The organism is Proteiniphilum propionicum (genome assembly GCF_022267555.1).
Taxonomy (GTDB): Bacteria; Bacteroidota; Bacteroidia; order Bacteroidales; family Dysgonomonadaceae; genus Proteiniphilum; species Proteiniphilum propionicum.
The window spans coordinates 1810336-1832020 of the sequence record NZ_CP073586.1 but is presented as its reverse complement, the minus strand read 5'-3'; the positions used below and the strand labels follow the sequence as shown (position 1 = coordinate 1832020).

Annotated in this window: 16 protein-coding genes; 7 read left to right on the top strand and 9 right to left on the bottom strand. The window is 42.7% G+C overall.

Annotated elements, in window-relative coordinates; all coding sequences use genetic code 11:
- Positions 1 to 352: 352 nt before the first annotated feature.
- Complete coding sequence (locus tag KDN43_RS07450) at positions 353 to 1267, top strand: glutaminase (RefSeq protein ID WP_238869215.1); 915 nt, start codon at positions 353 to 355, stop codon at positions 1265 to 1267.
- Between the two features lie 279 nt (positions 1268 to 1546).
- Positions 1547 to 2437, top strand: a complete 891-nt coding sequence (locus KDN43_RS07445; RefSeq protein WP_238869213.1) for a coiled-coil domain-containing protein — start codon at positions 1547 to 1549, stop codon at positions 2435 to 2437.
- 211 nt (positions 2438 to 2648) lie between these two features.
- Here the strand turns inward: KDN43_RS07445 and KDN43_RS07440 are convergent, their stop codons facing one another.
- The 6 genes from KDN43_RS07440 to panC form a co-directional block, all read right to left on the bottom strand.
- Complete coding sequence (locus tag KDN43_RS07440; protein WP_238869211.1) at positions 2649 to 4505, bottom strand: SLC13 family permease; 1857 nt, start codon at positions 4503 to 4505, stop codon at positions 2649 to 2651.
- 279 nt (positions 4506 to 4784) lie between these two features.
- Positions 4785 to 6797, bottom strand: a complete 2013-nt coding sequence (gene ligA / locus KDN43_RS07435) for an NAD-dependent DNA ligase LigA (protein WP_238869210.1) — start codon at positions 6795 to 6797, stop codon at positions 4785 to 4787.
- Between the two features lie 126 nt (positions 6798 to 6923).
- On the bottom strand, positions 6924 to 8108 hold the full coding sequence (locus KDN43_RS07430) for a hypothetical protein (RefSeq protein ID WP_238869208.1): 1185 nt from the start codon (positions 8106 to 8108) through the stop codon (positions 6924 to 6926).
- Positions 8087 to 9409, bottom strand: a complete 1323-nt coding sequence (locus tag KDN43_RS07425; protein WP_238869206.1) for an MATE family efflux transporter — start codon at positions 9407 to 9409, stop codon at positions 8087 to 8089. Before KDN43_RS07425 ends, KDN43_RS07430 begins: the two co-directional genes overlap by 22 nt.
- A gap of 52 nt (positions 9410 to 9461) precedes the next feature.
- Positions 9462 to 9815, bottom strand: coding sequence for an aspartate 1-decarboxylase (gene panD / locus KDN43_RS07420; RefSeq protein WP_238869204.1), 354 nt, complete (start codon positions 9813 to 9815; stop codon positions 9462 to 9464).
- A 5-nt stretch (positions 9816 to 9820) separates the two neighbouring features.
- On the bottom strand, positions 9821 to 10663 hold the full coding sequence (panC, locus tag KDN43_RS07415) for a pantoate--beta-alanine ligase (RefSeq protein ID WP_238869202.1): 843 nt from the start codon (positions 10661 to 10663) through the stop codon (positions 9821 to 9823).
- A gap of 198 nt (positions 10664 to 10861) precedes the next feature.
- Here panC and KDN43_RS07410 point away from each other — a divergent pair, with 198 nt between their 5' ends.
- On the top strand, positions 10862 to 11680 hold the full coding sequence (locus KDN43_RS07410) for a glycogen/starch synthase (RefSeq protein ID WP_238869201.1): 819 nt from the start codon (positions 10862 to 10864) through the stop codon (positions 11678 to 11680).
- 144 nt (positions 11681 to 11824) lie between these two features.
- A complete protein-coding gene (locus tag KDN43_RS07405; RefSeq protein ID WP_238869198.1) occupies positions 11825 to 13216 on the top strand; it encodes a DUF4270 domain-containing protein in 1392 nt (463 codons plus the stop codon).
- 100 nt (positions 13217 to 13316) lie between these two features.
- On the opposite strand, the gene ruvB is transcribed toward KDN43_RS07405, so the two are convergent.
- The gene (gene ruvB / locus KDN43_RS07400) at positions 13317 to 14342 is read right to left on the bottom strand and encodes a Holliday junction branch migration DNA helicase RuvB (protein WP_238869436.1); all 1026 of its coding nucleotides are present in this window, start codon (positions 14340 to 14342) and stop codon (positions 13317 to 13319) included.
- A gap of 23 nt (positions 14343 to 14365) precedes the next feature.
- Positions 14366 to 15286, bottom strand: coding sequence for a tRNA epoxyqueuosine(34) reductase QueG (gene queG, locus KDN43_RS07395; RefSeq protein ID WP_238869196.1), 921 nt, complete (start codon positions 15284 to 15286; stop codon positions 14366 to 14368).
- A 210-nt stretch (positions 15287 to 15496) separates the two neighbouring features.
- On the opposite strand from queG, the gene KDN43_RS07390 reads away from it, so the two are divergent.
- Together KDN43_RS07390 and KDN43_RS07385 are read left to right on the top strand one after the other, a co-directional pair.
- On the top strand, positions 15497 to 16960 hold the full coding sequence (locus KDN43_RS07390; RefSeq protein WP_238869193.1) for a lipopolysaccharide biosynthesis protein: 1464 nt from the start codon (positions 15497 to 15499) through the stop codon (positions 16958 to 16960).
- On the top strand, positions 16947 to 17855 hold the full coding sequence (locus KDN43_RS07385) for a glycosyltransferase family 2 protein (RefSeq protein ID WP_238869192.1): 909 nt from the start codon (positions 16947 to 16949) through the stop codon (positions 17853 to 17855). Before KDN43_RS07390 ends, KDN43_RS07385 begins: the two co-directional genes overlap by 14 nt.
- 354 nt (positions 17856 to 18209) lie before the next feature.
- Here KDN43_RS07385 and rnr read toward each other — a convergent pair whose 3' ends face one another.
- Positions 18210 to 20354 carry a ribonuclease R gene (gene rnr / locus KDN43_RS07380; RefSeq protein ID WP_238869190.1) on the bottom strand — a complete coding sequence of 715 codons (2145 nt, stop codon included), beginning with the start codon at positions 20352 to 20354 and terminating at the stop codon, positions 18210 to 18212.
- Between the two features lie 298 nt (positions 20355 to 20652).
- Here rnr and KDN43_RS07375 point away from each other — a divergent pair, with 298 nt between their 5' ends.
- Positions 20653 to 21666, top strand: a complete 1014-nt coding sequence (locus KDN43_RS07375) for an NAD-dependent epimerase/dehydratase family protein (protein ID WP_238869435.1) — start codon at positions 20653 to 20655, stop codon at positions 21664 to 21666.
- Positions 21667 to 21685: the final 19 nt, after the last annotated feature.

Sequence of the window (21685 nt, the reverse complement as noted above, 5' to 3'; positions counted from 1 at the left end):
TTAAGGCAAAACATGCAATTCATTTTACTGTAAAAAACTCCTTTTCATATCAGTTTTTTAATTCCCCGGTTTAAACTGATAAAGTTAAGAAAAAAAGTTGTTCAAGAGACAATTAATACTGGTTTTTCATATATCTTTGGTATTTAATGGGTGAGTCTCCTCCGATAAGTCTTTTTTCTTGAAAATTTCACAAGATGAACATTTATTTTTAATAAGTTGCAAACCAATAAAATTGGGTTTTGAGGTTTTCGGAGAGGACTCATAGGTCATATTCGGGAATAGTGACGTTAGGTGATTGAATCGGACATACAAACGGAATATTTATCTTTGTCTTTAGCTATAAAAAATGAAAATGCATTACGAAACAATCTTTCAGGAAATATACCATGAGCTGCAGTCGATTGAAGATATAGGCCGGGTAGCTGACTACATACCTGAACTGGCAGATGTTAATCCTGATCAATTCGGTGTCCATCTTACAACTGTAGAGGGTGATGAATTTTCTTTCGCCGATGCCGAAAAGCGCTTTTCGATTCAAAGTATTGCCAAAGTATTTACATTTGTTCTTGCCTATTCCAGGGTAAAGAGCAGCATATGGGACAGAACCGGGCTGGAGCCGGCCGGAACGCCGTTCAACTCTCTCGTACAACTTGAATACGATCAAGGTACGCCTAGAAACCCATTTATTAATGCAGGGGCAATTGTGATATGCGATATTCTTGCAAGCGAGCTTGCTTCGCCAAAAGAAAACATTCTGTCGTTTATCAGGAGTTTGACCGGGGTCAACACCGTCAACTATAACCCTATGGTTGCATTGTCGGAGAAAAAAACCGGTTTCAGAAACCATGCACTGGTCAATCTCATGAAATCATTTGGGAACATAAGGAACGATATCGACATGGTGATGGATATCTATTTCCACATCTGCTCCATTGAAATGAGCTGCAGGGAGCTTTCCAAAGCCTTCCTATTCCTTGCCAACAACGGTGTTGTACCCTATTCAGGTGAACGGATCCTTTCTGCAAGCCGTACTAAAAGGACAAATGCCCTTATGCAAACATGCGGATTTTATGATGAGGCGGGAGAATTTTCCTTTAAAGTAGGGTTACCCGGAAAAAGCGGCGTGGGGGGCGGTATAGTGGCTGTCCACCCCGAAAAATATACCATCGCTGTATGGAGTCCCCGTCTTAACAAGAAAGGCAACTCATATAAGGGAATGCTCTTTCTGGAGGAGTTTACCACGAAAACACGATTATCTATTTTTTAAAAAATCAACTTGTACAATAAGAGGTTACTGCCATTTGCTCGCAAGGTAATACCAGCAAGGCTTTTATGATCCAACTTGTACAATCAGCAGTTACAGCTTTCAGAGCATAATGCAATCTTAATGAAGTTATTTAAAAAATAGATCGGGCAAGCTGCAAGGATATACTTCCAATTCTTAAATTAACGAAAAAGGCTAATGAATCATTGGGGTTTAGACTGAAAAAGTTTATTTTTGCGTTCGATCGGATAATTTGCATTAGATCGGAAAATAAGCGCTCAGATGAAGATAAACTTTAAAGAACGAACACCTCAGCTGATTGCGGTGATTGGTGTACTCGCCGTAGTATTGGCTATACTTATTGGATTTCTCATCTCAAACAATACAAAAATAAATGAGATGCAGCAACAGTTCACAATTGATAAGCAGGAGCTGGAAGATGAGTATGAGGCAATTTCACTGCAATATGAAGGATTTAAATTCAGTGTCCAGAATGACTCACTGCTGTATAAACTTGAAAATGAACAGGCAAAAGTTCTGCGCCTGCAGGAGGAGCTGCGGATGACCAAGGCGAGTGACCAGGCAGAGATAAAACGGCTGAAAGATGAACTGGCAACACTCCGCAAAATATTACGTTCCTATATTCATCAAATAGACTCCCTGAACAGGTTGAACGAGGAGCTGCGTGCAGAGAACAAACAGATAACAGAACAATATAACAGGACAAGCCGCACACTTACACAGGTGTCGCAAGAGAAGGAACAACTCTCTGAGAAGGTGTCGCTGGCAGCACAGCTGGTTGCAACAAATATAAACGCAAAAGCAGTGAACGACAGGGGCCGGGAACAGTCCCGTTTAAGCCGGAGCACACAGTTTGTTGTCTCTTTCACCATTGCCCGGAATATTACCACCGATCCGGGAGAACGCACAATATACATCAGGATTATGAGCCCGGATGGTTCGGTTCTTTCGAAAAGCCCGTCCAACACATTTCAATATGAGAACGGCAACATTCTTTATTCCATGAAGCGCACAGTGGAATATGGCGGAGAAGAGATTCCAGTAACCATGTATTGGAATATTGAAGAGTACCTGATGCCGGGGAAATACAAGACAGACATCTTTGCCGACGGCCACCACATAGGCTCATACAGCTTCACAATGAAAGATTGATCTTCACGATAAATTTTTTATTCTTACATTCAGGTGTCGCTGCTATTCGATTTCGTTCACCAGAAGATGATTAATGCATGTTTCTACCCCCAAAAAACCTGAATATCAATATATACATTTCTATTGGCTATCAATGATTGAGACTTTTCGGACGGGACTCATCCATGAGGTACATGAGCATTTAGTGACAATTTGATATAGCCTTTTATGATTAAAATGGAAATAAAAGCGGCAGTGCAAAAATCATAATAATCAGATATATCAACTGTAAAGGCAACCCCACTTTAATATAGTCCATAAAGTTATATCTTCCTGCAGACATAACCATAGCGTTGGGAGGAGTGGAGAAAGGGCTGGCAAGGCACATGCTCGCTGCTACTGCCACACCTATAAGGTAAGGATAAGGGCTTACACCCATTGAGGTTGCCGCATGCAGGGCAATGGGTGCAAACAAAACAGCAGTTGCAGTATTACTGATAAACATTGTAACAAACGAAGTGGCTAACAACAGTCCGGCAAGCACTGCTTGAGGACCGAAAGAACCCACACTTCCCACAATACTATTGGTGACCAGAGCTGAGGTGCCGGTTTTTTCCATCGCTGTTGCCAACGGCATCATCCCAGCGAAAAGAATAACACTCTCCCAGTTAATAGAACGATAAGCATCACGCACGGTACGGAAGCAACCCCCGAGTATGAGTACTATTGCTGCCATCAGTACAGAGACTACGGGAGGGAACCAGTTAAAGGCCATCGACAAAATCATTAACACTATAACTGAAGCAGCTAAAGGTGCCTTATGCTCGAGCGGAACTTTCGACGCTTCTACAGCAGGCTGTCCTATAACAACAACTTCGGGTTCAAGCCGGCTCAGCCTATCAATATCCTCCCATGTACCCTGTATAAGCAGCATGTCTCCGGACTGCATTTTCACATCCTTCACATCTTGAATAATGTACTGGTCTTTTCTTTGAATACCTAATATGTTTACATTATAGTTTTGTCTGAATTCAGAATTCCTCACTATTTTGTTGTTTAGCCTTGAGTTAGGGAGTAGCACCACTTCAGCCATCCCTATCTCATCGAACGTGAATTTACCGGCAAAACGTGGTTTTTCGATCTGCTCCCCCATCTGATTGTCCACAAATGAGAGTTGGTTATCTTCCGCAAAACGCACCACGTTCTCATATTCACCTACTACATAGAGAACGTCATTGGCAGTTAAAACCGTTCCTGCTTCGGGCAAAGAGGTATGAACATTTCTTCCAAGCGGAGTGAATGTGCGGGTATGTATCTCGGCGATAAGCAGTGAATAGCGCTTGGTTATATCCAGATCTGATAATTTTTGTGTTAGAATCGGGGAGCTTTTCCCAATTTCCAGCCGGTATATATTTTCAATCAATTGATATTCGGACACCAGCTGATCGGGTGATTTTACACTGTTCTTCCTTTCAATTGACTCTTTTTTACCTTTTTTCTCCAGCACCCTGGTCAATGGCCACAACAACAGAATACCGAAAAACAATAAGATAAGGCCGACCGGTAGAGTGGTGAAAAACTGTAGCCCCTCGTATCCTGATTCTATCAGAGCGTTATGTACAATTAGAGTAGGAGGTGTACCAATAAGTGTCATCATTCCACCTATACTGCTGGCAAAAGCCATTGGCATCAACAGCCTGCTTGCACTCATGTTAGATTTTACAGCCAGGCTCACCACAATAGGCATTAAAATAGCAACTGTTCCGGTATTGCTCACAAACAAGCCGATAATGACAGTGACAAGAATTACCAAAATAAAAAGTTTAAAATTATTGTTCCCGGCAAATTTAAGAATGTTGTTGCTAACCTTGCCAGCCAGGCCGGTTTGCGATATAGCTCCGCCTACTATAAACAGGGCAGCAATCATAATTACCACCGGACTTGAGAATCCGGCTAATGCTTCTTCAGGAGTTAATATACCTGTAATAATAAGTGCCAGTAATGAACAGAGCGCAACAATATCGGAACGGATTTTTCCCCAAACCATCAAAGCTGCTGTAGCAACCAGAATAATTAATGTAGTTGTCATAAAGTATAAGATGAAATAACTTTTTTGTGCGAATATACAATTTTTTTAGCGTACTGCCTTTTTTCCGGGTGTCATGAACCTGAAACAGTAGACACGCAGGAGCATTTACTCACCCTGAATTTCATAATATCAGTCGAAACCAGAATAAATATTACTATTTCATCTTGATAATTTGTTAAACATTTATTTAAAATGCTGGCAGCCAGCAGATTGCATTTGGGTCCCAAGGGCGATATATTTTATTTATATTCAGCGCTTTATAATGATTATTTTAAAAACTTACTGGGCTACTGTTGTCTGCAACATCTCCAGAAATGTTTTCTCGTTGATAATCTTTATGCCCAGTTTCCGTGCTGTCTCCAGCTTGGCCGGCCCCATATTCTCTCCAGCGAGAATATAATCGGTGTTTTTTGATACTGATCCGCTGTTCTTTCCTCCATTCCGGAGGATCATTGCTTTATAATCATCACGCGAATGAAGTTCAAAAGTTCCGCTTATGACGATTGTCTTCCCTTTCAACTTATCGGTTTTTGAAGCCATTAAATCTTCACTTAAAGCAAATTGCAATCCGTGTCCGCGAAGACGTTTAACGAAACAGGCAAAGCCGGGATTCCTGAAAAAATCTATAACACTCTGTGCAATACGTTCGCCAATCTCTTCTACCAAAGTCAGCTGTTCTGATGATGCCTCTGCCAATGCATCTATATCAGGGAATGCATGCGCAAGTTTCTGTGCTACTGTTTCGCCGACGAAGCGTATTCCCAAAGCAAAAAGGACCCTTTCATAGGGTACCGACTTTGACTTTTCTATGCTCTCAAGAAGATTATTGGCGCTGGTTTCTCCCCATCGCTCAAGGTTCACCAGATCGTGGAACCTCAATGAATACAGGTCGGCAGCATCATTAATAAGCCCCTTTTCATAAAGCAGTGAGATGTTTTCCGGCCCAATGGTTATGTTCATTGCCTTACGTGTGACAAAATGCTCTATGCGCCCCTTTATCTGCGTGGGGCACCCTTCGCTATTGGGGCAATAGTGTATTGCCTCGTCCTCATTACGAACAAGCGGTGTCGCGCAATCGGGACATTTACGGGCAAATGTTACTTTATCGCCTAATAGGAAACGTGACTCCTTGTCCACACCGGTGATCTTTGGAATAATCTCCCCTCCCTTCTCTACATACACCATGTCGCCAATATGCAGATCGAGCGCAAGGATGGCATCTTCGTTATAGAGTGACGCCCTTTTAACGGTTGTACCTGAAAGCAGTACCGGCTCAAGATTGGCAACAGGAGTGACCGCCCCGGTACGCCCTACCTGGTATGAGACCGATTCTAACCGGGTGACTGCCCGCTCAGCATTGAACTTATAGGCTATAGACCATCGGGGGAACTTGGAGGTAGAACCCAGATTTCGTTGTTGCGAAATTGAATCTACCTTGAGAACAACGCCATCGGTTGTTACAGGCAGGTTTTTGCGCTCACTGTCCCAATATTTCAGATAATCGAATATTTCATCGAGCGTACTGCACCTCTTCATTGCATCGGAGACATTCAATCCCCATGTACGGGCAAGGGCCATATTATTAAAATGGCTGCCCGTAGGCAAATCCTCGCCAATCATATAATAGATGAATGACTCCAGTTTGCGGGAAGCCACCACTCGTGAATCCTGCATTTTCAACGTGCCAGATGCAGCATTGCGGGGATTGGCAAACAGAGGCTCTTCCTGCTCGGCCCGCTCTCTGTTAAGAGCATCAAAAGAGCTCCATGGCATCAATATCTCACCTCTGACCTCCAAATAAGGCGGTATATTTTCACCTCTCAGTACCAGAGGTACGTTGCGGATTGTACGCACATTATCGGTAACATCATCGCCCATCTTTCCGTCGCCTCGTGTTACAGCACGCATCAGCCTCCCATTTTCGTAAATAAGCGATATTGAAGTTCCATCATATTTCAGCTCGCATACTATATCAAAATCTTCATTCAAGGCCCTCTTAACACGATTGTAAAAGTCGGCTGCCTCTCCCTCAGAGTAGGTGTTTTGCAACGATAGCATGGGATAGCTATGCACCACCTGGGTGAAATTCTTGTTGATATCGCTCCCTACGCGCACCGACGGTGAATTAGGATCGTAGAACTCGGGGTATTTAGCCTCAAGTTCAGTAAGCTGCCTCATTAACCTGTCGAACTCGAAATCAGAGATCGTTGGGTGCGACAAGACATAATAGCTGTAATTATGTTCATGAAGCTCTCTTCGAAGTGTTTCTATCTGTTCTTTTACTGTTTCCATTTTTCTGGACTATAATTCTAATACATTGGTGGTGTAAGCGTTAACCCGGGGGAGAGTGACTTCCTCTATTGAAAACTCTTCATTTGACGATAACTTTTCATACTGCCACTTTAGATGATTGACATACTATTGAAAAATCCTCATCCAGGGATAACTAACCTTTTTTTTCACAGGGTTAATAATATTATCTATCGATGCTGAAACTGAAAAAGCCTGCTGAAACAGCATCTCGCCCCCGGAAAAGTGCAGGTTGAGATTAAACTGTGCCGTAACACGATCTGAATTGAGCAGGCGTACGTACCACATGCTCTCAATATATGTTGAACCACGCAGGAACTGAGTACCCCAATAGAGGTTGTCTCCGTGTTGGGAATAAAATCGCATTCTACGATCTCCGGCATAAAGTGTATTTCGAGTTCCAATACCCCAAAACTCGGCATCGGCTCTAGCGGTAAAGCCCACCGGGAAGTAACTTATAACGGCTTTCCTGTCTCGTTCCATCCCCGCAAAAACGCCTGCTGTCAACAACCCTTTGAAGCTGTTATCGCCGTCATACTCTATTCCCAGCGAAGCTAATCCCTGTAACTGCTCACTTACACCATAGGCGGAATTTCCGGGAAATGTGCCGGCGTAATGAAACATGTACGACTGAAAATCGCCGAACAAATGGGCTGAGGACAGTCTACCTGAAAAGCCCAGAAAAAAGCTCTCCCTTGCAGTGGGCGAAGCATAACCGGTCCAGTCCATCCATGCATTGAAAAAATTCCTCTCCTTGCCTATCTGCCAGAATACTCCCTGCATGAGCGGCACAAAATTATTCACAGAATCCTTGAAGAAGAAACTGGAGTAGTTCCGTAGCACTTCCTTCCTGGGGAAAGAGCCTGCCCGGAACAGCACTCTATCTGTTTCGTACTGATAATAAAGAGTCATATCCACTTTATCAACAGCCTCTCCCCCACCTGGTATCTTAAGCAGATTCACTCCCGCGTAAATAGTGTGGGTGGAGTCCCATGAGATACCTCTCTGTGGTTTCAGCCATATACCATTCTGGGTTTGGGAATCGATGAATGCCGATTTTTTAAATTCACGGTTATCGAAAAAATAATCAAATCCCAGCCTCCACAGGTACTCTTGTGCCTGCAACTCAGGTACTACAAACAATATGAATAATGCAAAAGCAAAACTTTTCCACATACGAGAATCAATATAACCAACAAACTTGCAGAAGCAATAACGCAATGACAGCATTGTAACATTCACGGCGGTAAAGATAGTATAAATTTCAGGAATCAGATCTGTCTGTCCCGCCATTTGCCGCTACGAAGGTATATAAAGGACAGTGTTGTCAGAAGAGCCCAATAAACATGCTCCGTGGTCCAGGCTACAGCTACTGAAAAGCGCATATAAACTATAACAAACCACATGTAGCTCAGGTAAAGAATGAGCGTGAAAATCTCAAACTTAAGAGCAGTACGGGTATTTCCGGTCCCGGAGACAGCACTGAATAACACCGAACCTACACTATAGATTGGGAGAGATGATATTAGCACATAAAGAGGCTTGACAGTATTACTGATAAGCAACGGATCATCGGTATATATATGAATCATTGCACGGGGAAAAACAGAAACGGCGACAATAACACACAGCATAACCATTAGGCTGATGAGCGCGACTCTTTTTATCAGGTTAAACACCTCGTCTCTCTTTCCTGCCCCCATGGTATTGCTCACCATAGTGCTGGTTGCCGATCCAAGTGCATGTGAAGGGATGGTGAATATGGTGTAGAAGCTACGCACAATATTTGTGACTGCCAGAGGGCGCTCACCCATATAGTTTTCAATGAAGACAAAGAAAAGCATCCAGGTGACAATTGAGAAGAGATATTGTGCCATCATGAAAATCGAGATATCGAGTACTTTTTTAACTACACGCCATTGAAACCTGATCTTTTTGAAGCCATATTTTTCCAAATCCACCGTTTTAGTTGTATAGATAAGGAAAAAAAGAGTAGATGACACTTCTGCAATTACTGATGCAAGAGCAGCACCGCCAATGCCCATCCGGGGCATCCCCAGATTTCCGAATATAAGCCCGTAATCGAACACCACGTTCACCAAAGCCATGACTACAGCATTGGCGGTAAGCACTTTAGTTCGAGCAATGCCAATATAGAAGGCCCTGAACATGGCATTGACAAACGCGAACACAATCCCGAAAATACGCCACTTAAGATATTCCGCTGCGGCGTTTGCCACATTTTCTGACTGCAACATATCAGGAAGCCACTTAACAGCACCGTATCTTAGCAAAGGTACAAGTAATATTGCAGGTATAAGAAGAAAGAGAGCACCCTGAATAACAATATCGCCTATCTTGCCAAAATTACCTTCTCCATTGCGTCGTCCTATAAGGATCTGGCTTCCCATGCTGAAACCAAAGCCCAATGTGAACAAAGCTATATAGATGACTCCACCCAAAGCCGATGCCCCCAGCTCCACCTCACCCACACGGCCGAGAAAAGCTGTATCTATCACCTGTATGATGTTCTGCGCCAGAAGGCTCAACAGGATAGGCGTACTGATCTTTATGATGTGCTTATTGGAATACACCTTAATTTGCAAAAAACCGTCAGTTGGTACTGCAACTGACGGTTTAAGAATACTATCTTTTTATTTTATTGGTTCCGTCCTCAAGGTTGACTATTGTAGGAAGGAATGTTTTTGCTTGCTCAAGTGGGATCGTTGCATAACTCATGATGATAATAATATCACCTTTATGCACCTTACGCGCCGCTGCCCCGTTAAGGCAAATTATACCGGATCCGCGTTCACCGCGAATGATATATGTTTCAAAGCGCTCCCCGTTATTGTTGTTTACCACTGCCACTTTCTCATGTACAAACATATTTGCAGCATCAATCAGATCCTCGTCAATGGTTATGCTGCCTTCATAATTCAGATTGGCATCGGTAACCGTGGCTCTGTGTATTTTCGATTTTAATATTTCTACCAACATAAAAGTTATCTGTATCTGATATTGTCAATTAATCTCACATTGCCGCAGAAAACAGCAGTACAACCTACAATATATGCGGACTCTTGCCAGGATGAAACAGGCTGCAGTGAATTTCCATCAACAATTTCAAAGTATTCAACACTCAAACCGGGTACATTGTTTATCTCCCTTGTGACATGAGAAATGAGTTGCAAGGGCGACTGCTGTTCAGTCATCAGAGTACTATCATTCAAGATACGGTATATCTCAGAGGCTATTCCCTGCTGATCGGCCGAAAGGCGCTGATTCCGGCTGCTCATAGCTAAACCGCTTGCTTCCCTCACTATTGGCACTCCAACTATCTCTACATCAATTTTCAACTGTTTCACCATCTCCCTCACAATAACCAGCTGCTGAAAGTCTTTCTCCCCGAAATAGGCTCTGCATGGCATTACAAAGGCAAACAGTTTACTCACCACCTGGGCAACGCCATTAAAATGCCCCGGGCGGAACCGTCCTTCCATAACCTTGTCAAGATTTCCAAAGTCGAAAATACGTGTATCAGCCTCCGGATAGATCTCCTCTTCGGATGGAGAAAAAACAACATCCGCTCCAATGGTTTCCAACAGCTGAAAGTCTTTTTCGGGTGTTCGGGGATATAACTGCAAATCTTCTTTGTTGTTGAACTGCGTGGGGTTCACAAAGAGGCTTACAACACAAATATCGTTTTCAGCAACACAGCGCCTTACTAAAGAGGCGTGCCCATCGTGAAGTGCCCCCATTGTAGGAACAAGCCCGATGGTTTTATTACTGTGACGATAACCTTGCAACAGCCCCTCTAAATCCACTACGGTTTTAATGATTTCCATCAATCTCTTTTTTAAAGTGCAAAGCAACAAAATATTTGCCACATAAGAAAAATATTGGCATTATTTCTTGGCAAGAAAAGGCACAAAATAGCATCAAGCAATTGCGTATCATTATTTTAAAAAATATCCTCCATTTTATTTTGTAATTATGTGGATTTTTTTTATTATCTTTGTACACAACTTAAGATAATTAGCTACATGTCCCAGAAAAAAATTTTATACATTTCGCAGGAGATTTATCCTTATCTCGAAGAGTCCACTATTGCAAATACTTCACGTTACTTACCCCAGGCCATACAGGAAAAGGGTAAGGAGATCCGTGCCTTCATGCCTAAATACGGCAATATTAATGAACGCCGTAACCAGCTACACGAAGTAATTCGCCTTTCGGGGATGAATCTCATTATTGATGATACCGACCATTCACTCATTATCAAGGTAGCTTCCATCCAGTCTGCACGAATGCAGGTTTATTTTATCGATAATGAAGATTTTTTTCAAAACAGAGAAACTCTTGTCGATAAAGAGGGAGTAGAATATGATGACAACGACGAACGCAGCATATTCTTTATTCGAGGAGTGATGGAGACAATAAAAAAACTGCGCTGGGTACCCGATGTGATCCACTGTCACGGATGGTTCAGCGCTCTTGCACCACTTTTCATAAAAAAGGGATATGCCGATGACCCGTGCTTTAAAAATGCCAAGGTAGTTTATTCGGTTTATGATGAATTGTTTGAGAAGCCTTTTAACCAGAACACTGCAGAAAAGCTTCGATTTGATGGTATTGGAGATCCGGAAATTGAAAAAATTAAAAGCAGGGGCATCATGGATTATAATAATCTCATGAAGCTTGCTATCGACTATTCTGACGGAATTATACAGGGTAGTGAAAATATTGATCCTGCAGTATCGGAATATATCCGGGAGTCAAAGGCCGGTTTTTTGCCTTTCAGTGCCGACTTCGAAAAAAACGTGAGCGAGATTGATGCTTTTTATGAGAAGATAGACGCCTGATTCTGTTAAATTACTTTATGAGGTTGTTTTTATCACCACCTATACACAAATATCTTTAAAAAACAGAAGAAAGACTTTCTTCATCTTTTATTTGACATATTTTTTTCGGATATTTGCGGGGTTGTAAACAAATTAAAGAATCGAATGAAGTTCAAATCCTTATACAAAGCTCTTATAGTAACCTTTGTCGCTCTTCTCGCAATTTCGTGCAACGACACACTTGACCAGGTAGGTTTCACCATTCAGCCCGAAAAGGATCGGCTTTCTGTGAATATCGATACGTTGAATCTGGAGGCACGCACCGTTAAGGTGGATTCAGTGTTTACAAAAACCAAATATCCGGTATTGGGAGAATATGAAGATCCCGCATTCGGCTCCATTAAGTCTGAATATATAGGCGAATTCTATTTTCCCGAGGGTTCGGGATTCAAACCGGGTGCCGCCATTGATTCAGTTAAAGTAACAGTTTCATACACCACGATGGCCGGAGACTCTCTTGTTCCCATGGAGCTATCGGTTTATGAAGTTAGTAAATCGCTGAAAGGGCTTGGAGACTATTCCAATATCGATCCCAAAGCATACTCCGACATGTCTGCTCCACTTGGAAAACAAACCTTCACAGGAAAAAATTCCACTTACAGAATAGAGAATTATACATCGGGGTACACGTCGAGCAGCTATACAATCTATGATATTCACGTGAAACTGCCTAACTCACTCGGCGAAAAATTTCTTGCGGAATATAATAAATCAGATCATGGGAAAATGGTTAATGCAGATACCTTCAGAGAGTTTTTTCCCGGTCTATACTTTACAACAAGCTTCGGGAAAAGCACTATCATAAACGTAAACCTCACTTCGCTGAAAGTACACTATCATTACCTTGATAAAAAAGGATCATCAAAAGGCCAGGATACTATTCGCACCGATGCAATGTACCTGTACATTACCCCCGAGGTGATGCAGATCAACTACATTAATAACGACGACAGCAGGTTGCTGGAAGAAAACTCCACTCTCACTTATGTAAAAAGCCCGGCTGGAGTAAATACTGAAATAACTTTCCCGTTTTCAAAAATTAATGATAAGCTGAAGTCCCAGGCTCTTAACCTGGCAAACTTTACCGTTTACGCTCTACCGGATGCAACGGAGGACCCGATGGTGAAGATAAGCCCTCCCGATTATTTGCTGCTTGTGAACAAAGATTCCTTGAGTGGTTTTTTTGAAAAGCGCAAAATTACAGACAATGTAACGTGCTTTTTGTCCGATAAGTTTGATGCGGCCACATATTCATATAAGTTCAACAACATCTCAACGCTGGTAAATTACTACAACGAAAAGTATAAGGGTGAACCCTTTGATCTGATATATTATCTGATTCCGGTGGATGCAACATTTACCACCGTGCAGCAGAGCTATTACTCTTCGGGCTCTAAAGTGCTAACATCTTTACACAACCAGATGTGGCCTTCCGCTGCAATATTGGATAAACGGCAGGGTAATCTGAAGCTGCAACTGATATTCAGCAGATTCTAGAATCCTGCAAAGAAATATTAAACCGGAAAAGCGTCTTTCTCTGACGATAGCTTTTCCGGTTTTTTATTATATCGGTTTATCTACTTATATTCATTTTATCTTAGAAGAGGAAACGCTGTTCGTCGGGACTTTTCCTGCCCAAATGCCGATAGGCAAGCTCTGTTACCTCTCTGCCACGGGGGGTACGTTTTATGAATCCCTCCTTGATAAGAAAAGGTTCATACACCTCTTCAATAGTGCCTGCATCATCGCCAACGGCTGTAGCAATAGTGGTTATTCCAACCGGGCCTCCCTTGAATTTATCGATGATCGTGAGAAGTATCTTGTTGTCAACCTCGTCGAGCCCGTACCTATCGATATTAAGAGCCTCCAAGGCGTAGGTAGCTATTTCTCTGTCTATCTGGCCGTTCCCTTTTACCTGAGCGAAATCACGTACACGGCGCAAAAGCGCGTTGGCAACACGGGGAGTCCCCCTGCTTCGTGAAGCTATCTCCTCTGCTGCAATCTTTTCGCAGCCAATATGAAGTATATCAGCCGAACGCAGGATAATACCGGTAAGGGTATCCATATCGTAATATTCCAGGTGCATGTTAATTCCAAACCGTGCCCTCAGAGGGCTTGTAAGCAATCCACTCCTGGTGGTTGCCCCCACAAGGGTAAAAGGATTCAGGTCGATCTGTATTGAGCGTGCACTGGGGCCCTTATCAATAAGTATGTCTATGCGGTAATCTTCCATGGCGCTATAGAGGTACTCTTCAACCACCGGTGAAAGACGGTGTATCTCATCAATAAAAAGTACATCGTTCCTTTCAAGTGATGTAAGTACGCCTGCCAGATCGCCGGGCTTATCGAGCACAGGCCCCGATGTCACCTTAAACCCAACACCCAGTTCGTTAGCAATAATGTTTGACAATGTGGTTTTTCCAAGGCCGGGAGGCCCGTGCAGCAACACATGATCGAGCGATTCGCCACGCATGCGTGCCGCACTCACAAAAATCTTCAGGTTCTCCACTATCTTGTCCTGGCCGTTGAACCCTCCAAAGGTTAGCGGGCGCAGAGTATTCTCAAACTCACGCTCACTTTCCTGAAAATCCCGGTTGCTATGTATGTCGAATGTCTCTTCCATCATTTAATCTTGTACAAAAATAGCTATTTATAGCGAGTTTTGGAAATTGCTTCTATATTCCTTTTTAACCCGGAATATTTTGCCCTTTTTACAGATGAATTGCGAAAAATCTGCCGGTAGGTATCTTCATTCATCTCCTGAAGCCTCTCGTAATCGAGCGAAAGGAATTCATCCGAGGGATTAAGTTCCGGCGTATTGTGTGGCCGGGCATACCTGTTCCATGGACACACCTTCTGACAAATATCGCATCCGTAAACGTTATTGCTTAACAGTGGCAAAATTTCCGGTGATATCTCGCATTTATTCTCAATGGTTTGATATGAGATACATTTCCCTGAATTGAGCCAGTGAGGTTTTTCGATGGCTCCCGTGGGACAGGCATCGAGGCACCGGCGGCACTTCCCGCAAGAGTGCGAGACAGGAGCATCGTAATCCAGCTCAAGATCGACAATCAGCTCCCCAAGGAAAAAAAAAGAGCCCTTGCCTGGAATAATCAACAGAGTGTTCTTCCCGATGAATCCCAGTCCGGCCTGAGCAGCCCAGAAGCGTTCCAGCACAGGAGCTGAGTCTGTGAAATATCTTCCTGAAACGCCGTGAAAACGAAGTTTTATAAATTCAAACAACTGTAACAGTTTTTGACGGACCACAATGTGATAATCATTCCCATAGGCATAGTAAGCAAACTGCGGCACGCTATCAGGCAGCTTCCGGTGGGGGTAATAGTTCAGGGCGACCGAAATAATGGATTTTGCTCCTTCAACAAGGAGGCGCGGATCAAGCCTCTTGCTAATATTGCGTTCCAGGTATTTCATCCCGGCATGGTTATTCTCCGAGACCCACTTCATATAACGGGCCTCTTCCCCACTCTCTTCTGCTTTGCTGATGCCACAGGCATCAAAACCAAGTGAAAAGGCATATTGCTTTATTTCTTCAGAAAAGGTCATTCGACAAAAACACAAATAATAGTCTTGTATTATTCAAAAAAAAACAACATCTGTTTAATTATTAATAGCGAACAGAATTTTAAAAAACATGTCCTATTTCTATGTACAGATGGGTGTTCAATAAATATTTACCGAACTGTGAATAGAATAGGCTTCAAAAATACAAAAAGTTACGTACTTTTGCAGTTATAACAGGGAATATAACCTCTAATGGCGGAATCAACGTTAAAACAAAAAACAACCGTTTCTCTTTTCTGGAGTTTTGCCGATAAGTTCGGCCAGCAACTGATCAATCTGGGGACGAGCATTGTTCTTATGAGAATTTTGGATCCATCGGAATATGGATTGATAGGTGCACTGGCTCTGTTTATCGCTTTTTCCGGATTACTTATTGACAGTGGCTTTACACGTTCATTGCTGAACAGAAAAACCATCTCGACGGCAGAATACAGCACTGTTTTTTATTTCAATATTTCACTCGCTCTACTGCTGTATGTGATTCTATTTTTGGCGGCACCCTTTCTGGCTAAGATATTTCACGAACCTCGCATTGAACCTGTTTCGCGAATACTCTTCTTGTCACTGATATTCAATTCAGGAGGTATAATACAGCAGACACTGCTGACAAAGAAAGCCGATTTCAGGGGAATTACAAGGATAAATATTGCCGCACTACTTATTGCAGCTTCAGTGGCAATTGTGATGGCACTGAATGGTTACGGCGTATGGTCACTGGTAGTTCAAACAGTTCTTTTAGCCTTTTTCCGCACCATTTTCCTTTGGTTTTATTCGAAATGGAAGCCGGTGATGATATTCAGCTTAAAGCTTTTACGCTCTTTCATGGGCATTAGCAATAAGCTTTTGCTTACATCGGTAATAAACGCAGTTTTCAACAATATCTACCCCAGCATCATCGCTTTCTTCTATCCCAACTCCATGAAACAGGTAGGATATTACAGTCAGGCGAGTAAATATCAGGATATCCCTTTTGGTATCCTATCCAACTCTTTTCGTTCCGTATCGATGCTTATCCTACCAGAGATCAACAATCAGACAGAGAGGCTTAAACGGGTATTGAGCAAAATGATCAAATCTCTCGCTTTCCTCTCTTTTCCTGCGGGATTTCTGATGATTTTGATAGCAGAACCTGCCTTCGCTATTCTGTTCAAAGAGAAGTGGCTGCCAGCTGTGCCTTACTTCAGGATATTATGCCTTGCCGGAGTGATATCACCATTTGCATTTGTACTGAACGAACTATTTATCTCTCGAGAGAAAGCTAACTATTTTCTCGGGGTTGAGATAGTACGTCGCATAATTCTTGTGCTGCTTATTGCCCTGCTTTTCAGTTACGGTATAATTGGCCTGGCAGCAAGCTGGGTGATATACACATATATTACCCTTATAATCTCTCTGGTTTTATCAGGAAGGTTAGTTGACTATTCGTTGCTCGAATTCCTTACCGATGCCTTACCTTACGCCCTGGTAGCGTTTGTAAGCTGTGCAGTGGGATATTTAATCACCCTGAATATAACAGGGAATTACCTCTTTCTTGTCATCAACATTGTGCTTGTAAGCATACTCTATCTGTTGTTGTGCCGCCTGTTTAAGCTGGAGATGGCCAAAGAGATTGAGGAGTGGCTCTCTTCCAAAAGAAAAAAACATGAAAAATCCTGACAACAACACCTTGGTATGTGTGATAATTGTTTCATACAATTTTGAGCCCTGGATTCACAAATGCATACCCTCGGTTCAATCATCCACATTGAGTGCAACTGTTCTGGTTATAGACAACAATTCGGCCGACTCCACATGCGAAACCATTAAAAGTGAATATCCTGATGTTGTACTCATTGAGAATAAGCAGAATCTTGGATTTGGCAAAGCCAACAATATAGGCATTAAATATGCCATTGAGAAAGGTTTCGAATATGTATTCCTGCTTAACCAGGACGCATGGATTGAGAAAGATACGCTTGAGAGGCTTGTGATAGCAGCGAAGAGTAACCGTTGCTACGCAATTATATCTCCCGTTCATCTGAATGGGAGAGGCAGTTCCGCCGATTACGGGTTCTCAGATTATACAGGGATAAAAAACCGTGAAGAGGCACTGCATCTCCCTTCTGAGATAGTAGAATATTCTTTTATAAATGCGGCCATGTGGTTGATTCCAGTTTCAATTTTGAAAGATGCGGGGGGGTTTGCACCAATATTTACCCATTATGGGGAAGACCGTAATTTTGTGCTACGTGTTCAAAAGCTGGGATATAAGATTGGAATAGTCAGGTCTGCCTTTGGATATCACGACAGAGAAGCCCGTACCTTAAGCCGCACACAATATTTTTATTCGGAATATGTCTATTTTTTGACTGAAGCGGTAAACCCGACATATTCATATTTCAAAGCTTTTGCATACAGCCTTCTTGCCGCTCTGAAGAAAGCCGTGCTTGCACTTTTCTCGGGCAAGTATGCGGATTTTAAAGAGTACATATCCATTATATTCCGGCTTATAGGAAAAAGCTCAGCCATATGCCGTACGCGAAATAATAAGGGGACTGAAATTATGAAATAGGTAACCCGCATCAGGATATCCTTTCGGGCGTCGAATCAGCGCTGTGCCAAAAGGGGACTGAAATCATGGAATAGGGAATCCGCTTCAGTAAGTAGCTTTTCCATAAGACAGTCCGGCAAAACCAACGTCCACCGGACATAATGCATTATTCGTCAATACATTACGACCAGCCATAGTCCAATTGTTTTTTGCTGATTGAAAAATGATAAAAAACATTTACTTCAATATTACTATAAAACTGCCATGTATATCAGCCTGTTGAATATCCAAGAACTCTTATTCATGACTTATTAAAATAGGCTCATTAATGCTGTTTTACAAAAAAGTGCAGGTTATCGTATCACCCCGTTTCAATCATGCAAATATGAAATCAAGTTGCCTCCTCTCCAGGTTTGCCCTGGCAACCTGGATGGTGACCGGCTGACCAAGGCGGTACTCCCTTTTTGTACGACGACCTATCAGACGATAATTTTTCTCATCCAGTTCATAGAAATCATCATCCATCTCCCTAATCGGTATCATCCCCTCGCACTTGTTCTCATTTATTTCAACATAGATGCCCCATTCAGTCACACCGGAGATAACGCCATCATACACTTTTCCCAGCTTGTCAGACATAAACTCAACCTGTTTGTACTTTATTGAGTCCCGCTCAGCGTTGGCTGCAACCTGTTCCATCTGTGAGCAGTGCTCACACTCTTCCTCCAGAGGCCCCTGATCCACACTCTTTTCACTGTTAAGATAACGCTCCAGCAGACGATGTACAAGCATATCGGGATATCGTCGTATGGGTGAGGTGAAGTGTGTATAGTAGTTGAAAGCCAAACCATAATGCCCCACATTCTTTGTAGAATAGACTGCTTTAGACATTGTTCTGATAGCTATCGTCTCAACCAAATTCTCTTCGGGCCGTCCCTGCACCTTATCCAGAAGAGAGTTGATGCTTTTAGCCACATCTATTTTTGTACCTTCTGTTTTAATTTTATGGCCGAAACGAAGAATAAAGGTATTCAGCGTATCCAGCTTTTCAGGATCTGGGACATCGTGTATGCGATATACAAAAGTTTTTGCTTTTTTGCCTTTGGGCACTTTGCCAACAGCTTCTGCGACCGTGCGGTTTGCAAGAAGCATGAACTCCTCTATAAGGTGATTAGCTTCCTTCGATTCAACAAAGAACACACCCAGGGGTTTGCCATTCTCATCGAGGTTGAACTTCACTTCGTAGCGCTCAAAGTTAATTGCTCCGTTCGCAAAACGCTTCTCACGAAGTTGCTGCGCAAGAGAATTGAGGCTCAGTATCTCATCGCTGAAGTCACCTTTTCCCGTATCAATAACTGTTTGGGCATCCTCATAGGTCAAACGGCTATCTGAACGGATGACCGTACGTACGATACGCGATTTTTGTATCTCCGCTTTCTCATTCATATTGAATATAACCGAAAAACAGAGCTTCTCTTCATTGGGCCTTAATGAACACAATTCATTGCTTAACCGTTCAGGAAGCATGGGGATGGTACGGTCCACCAGGTATATCGAGGTAGCCCTGTTCTCAGCTTCCCTGTCGATCAGGTCACCAGGTTTCACATAGTGAGTAACATCGGCAATATGTACTCCTACCTCCCATTGTGTGGGAGATATCCTGCGGATTGAAAGCGCATCGTCAAAATCTTTTGCATCCTTCGGGTCGATGGTAATGGTGAACACATCCCGAAAATCTTCCCGTTTGTCAAATTCTCCTTTGTCAAATGTATCGGGAATAAGATCAGCAAACTTTTCAACTTTTTCAGGATATTTGTATGGCAGATCGTACTGAGCCAGGATGGCGTGCATCTCGGTATCGTTTTGACCGGGTACCCCAAGAATATCTATCACTTTCCCCACTGGGTTGTTGGCTTTCTCAGGCCACTCAACAATTTCAACAACTACCTTGTCTCCGTTCTTTGCGTCATTTAACTCTTCCTTCGGAATGAAAATATCGTTCGAAAGGAATTTACTGTCCATCACAAGAAAAGCAAAATGCTTCTGAACTTCCAGTACACCGACAAAGCGGTTTTGTGCACGTTCCAGGATATCGACAACAGCTCCCTCAGTCTCGGCACGTTTGCGCTTTGCCAGCAACTGTATCTTCACTCTATCACCATTCATGGCATGCTTGCTGTTGCGTTCTGGAATATATATGATATTGCCATCGTCGTCGGGCACAAAAAAATTCTTGCCGTTGCTCCTTCGTTCGAACCTTCCTTCAAGTAACAATCCACGGTTATTTATGCGGTATCTCCCACGTGATGACTCCAGAAGTACATCATCATCGCGCAGTTTGTCGAGTACATTTATCAGTACACGCCGCCCCTCTTCGCCACGGATGTTAAGCGCGGCTGCTATCTGCTTGTAATTAAACTGTTTATCTTTATTCTTCGCTAGAAAATCTGTAACGGAAGCGATGAGGTCTTTTTTTCTGGGTTTTGTAACCGGGTGAATAGTCGTAGTTTTTTTTCTCATAATCGGTTGTTTTCATTCAAAAAAATTGCATTCACAATTTATGAGTGCAAAGTAATAAAAATTTTGGTTTCTTTCCTGCATTTTCAATAATGTTTCGTTTTTAGTGAATCTTAATTTTCTAATCCTGACATAATAACTATTTTTGCGTAACAGTTAGTAAAACCGGCATGATTTAAATAATCATCAGAGGTTCTGTCTGAAATTATATAATTCAACTTTCGCATGTATTACAATTACAGCCCGCATTAATACATAATAAAAGTTCAGTATATAAAAACAGGCATATACAGATTAAATGATGAATAACAAGAAAATTCTTATAACCGGAGCTAGCGGATTTATTGGGAGCACGGCCGTTAACAAAGCCCTCAGTCTGGGTTACGACACCTGGGCCGGGATCCGCCGCAGCAGCAACCGGCAATATTTGCAGGATGAGCGAATTCACTTTATCGTCTTGGATTATACCGATAAAGAGATACTGAAAGGGCAACTCAGCACTTTTGTGAATGAACATGGCAGGTTTGATCATATTATACATGTTGCAGGCCTGACGAAAGCCCTCCATAAGTCGGATTTCGACAAGGTGAATTATGAACAGACACGACATTTAGCGGATGCACTTTTTGAGATCGATGCCCTACCCGACTCGTTTGTGTTGATGAGTTCGCTCAGTGCCATTGGCGTAGGCGACGAAATCAACTACACGCCATTAAACTCCGCCCACCTTCCCAAACCGAACACAGCTTATGGTAAGAGTAAGCTGAAAGCTGAGAACTATATCAAAAGCCTTGACGGTTTCCCTTACCTGATACTTCGCCCGACCGGTGTTTACGGGCCACGAGACAAGGATTACCTTATCCTTATGAAGGCAGTGAAGAGTGGGTTGAATGTGGGTGCAGGATTTAAAAAGCAGCTTCTGTCATTTATCTACAGCGATGATCTGGTGAGCGTTATTTTCACTCTTATTGAAAAAGGTATCCGCAGAAAAGAGTATTTTGTTGCAGACGGAGATCTGTACACAGACACTGAATTCAATAGCATAGTGCAGGAAGCGCTTCAAAAAAAGCATGTGTTGCGGTTAAAGGTCCCGCTTTGGCTTGTGAAGCCTGCAGCATGGATAAATGAAAAAGTATCCGGGTTGTCAGGTAAAGCGACAACGTTCAACACAGACAAATACCTCATTATGAAGCAACGCAACTGGGCTTGCGATATTTCGCCACTGGAAGATGATATCGGCTTTGTACCCAAGTGGAAGCTGAGAGAAGGGATAGAGAAGACAATTGAATGGTATAAAAAAGAGGGATGGCTGTAAAAACATCAACAGATTAGTC

Excerpts from the sequence above, each read along its gene's own strand:
- KDN43_RS07450 (WP_238869215.1), top strand. The coding sequence starts at position 353 with ATGCATTACGAAACAATCTTTCAGGAAATATACCATGAGCTGCAGTCG.
- KDN43_RS07445 (WP_238869213.1), top strand. The coding sequence starts at position 1,547 with ATGAAGATAAACTTTAAAGAACGAACACCTCAGCTGATTGCGGTGATT.
- KDN43_RS07440 (WP_238869211.1), bottom strand. The coding sequence starts at position 4,505 with ATGACAACTACATTAATTATTCTGGTTGCTACAGCAGCTTTGATGGTT.
- ligA (WP_238869210.1), bottom strand. The coding sequence starts at position 6,797 with ATGGAAACAGTAAAAGAACAGATAGAAACACTTCGAAGAGAGCTTCAT.
- KDN43_RS07430 (WP_238869208.1), bottom strand. The coding sequence starts at position 8,108 with ATGGCGGGACAGACAGATCTGATTCCTGAAATTTATACTATCTTTACC.
- panD (WP_238869204.1), bottom strand. The coding sequence starts at position 9,815 with ATGTTGGTAGAAATATTAAAATCGAAAATACACAGAGCCACGGTTACC.
- panC (WP_238869202.1), bottom strand. The coding sequence starts at position 10,663 with ATGGAAATCATTAAAACCGTAGTGGATTTAGAGGGGCTGTTGCAAGGT.
- KDN43_RS07410 (WP_238869201.1), top strand. The coding sequence starts at position 10,862 with ATGTCCCAGAAAAAAATTTTATACATTTCGCAGGAGATTTATCCTTAT.
- KDN43_RS07405 (WP_238869198.1), top strand. The coding sequence starts at position 11,825 with ATGAAGTTCAAATCCTTATACAAAGCTCTTATAGTAACCTTTGTCGCT.
- ruvB (WP_238869436.1), bottom strand. The coding sequence starts at position 14,342 with ATGGAAGAGACATTCGACATACATAGCAACCGGGATTTTCAGGAAAGT.
- queG (WP_238869196.1), bottom strand. The coding sequence starts at position 15,286 with ATGACCTTTTCTGAAGAAATAAAGCAATATGCCTTTTCACTTGGTTTT.
- KDN43_RS07390 (WP_238869193.1), top strand. The coding sequence starts at position 15,497 with ATGGCGGAATCAACGTTAAAACAAAAAACAACCGTTTCTCTTTTCTGG.
- KDN43_RS07385 (WP_238869192.1), top strand. The coding sequence starts at position 16,947 with ATGAAAAATCCTGACAACAACACCTTGGTATGTGTGATAATTGTTTCA.
- rnr (WP_238869190.1), bottom strand. The coding sequence starts at position 20,354 with ATGAGAAAAAAAACTACGACTATTCACCCGGTTACAAAACCCAGAAAA.
- KDN43_RS07375 (WP_238869435.1), top strand. The coding sequence starts at position 20,653 with ATGAATAACAAGAAAATTCTTATAACCGGAGCTAGCGGATTTATTGGG.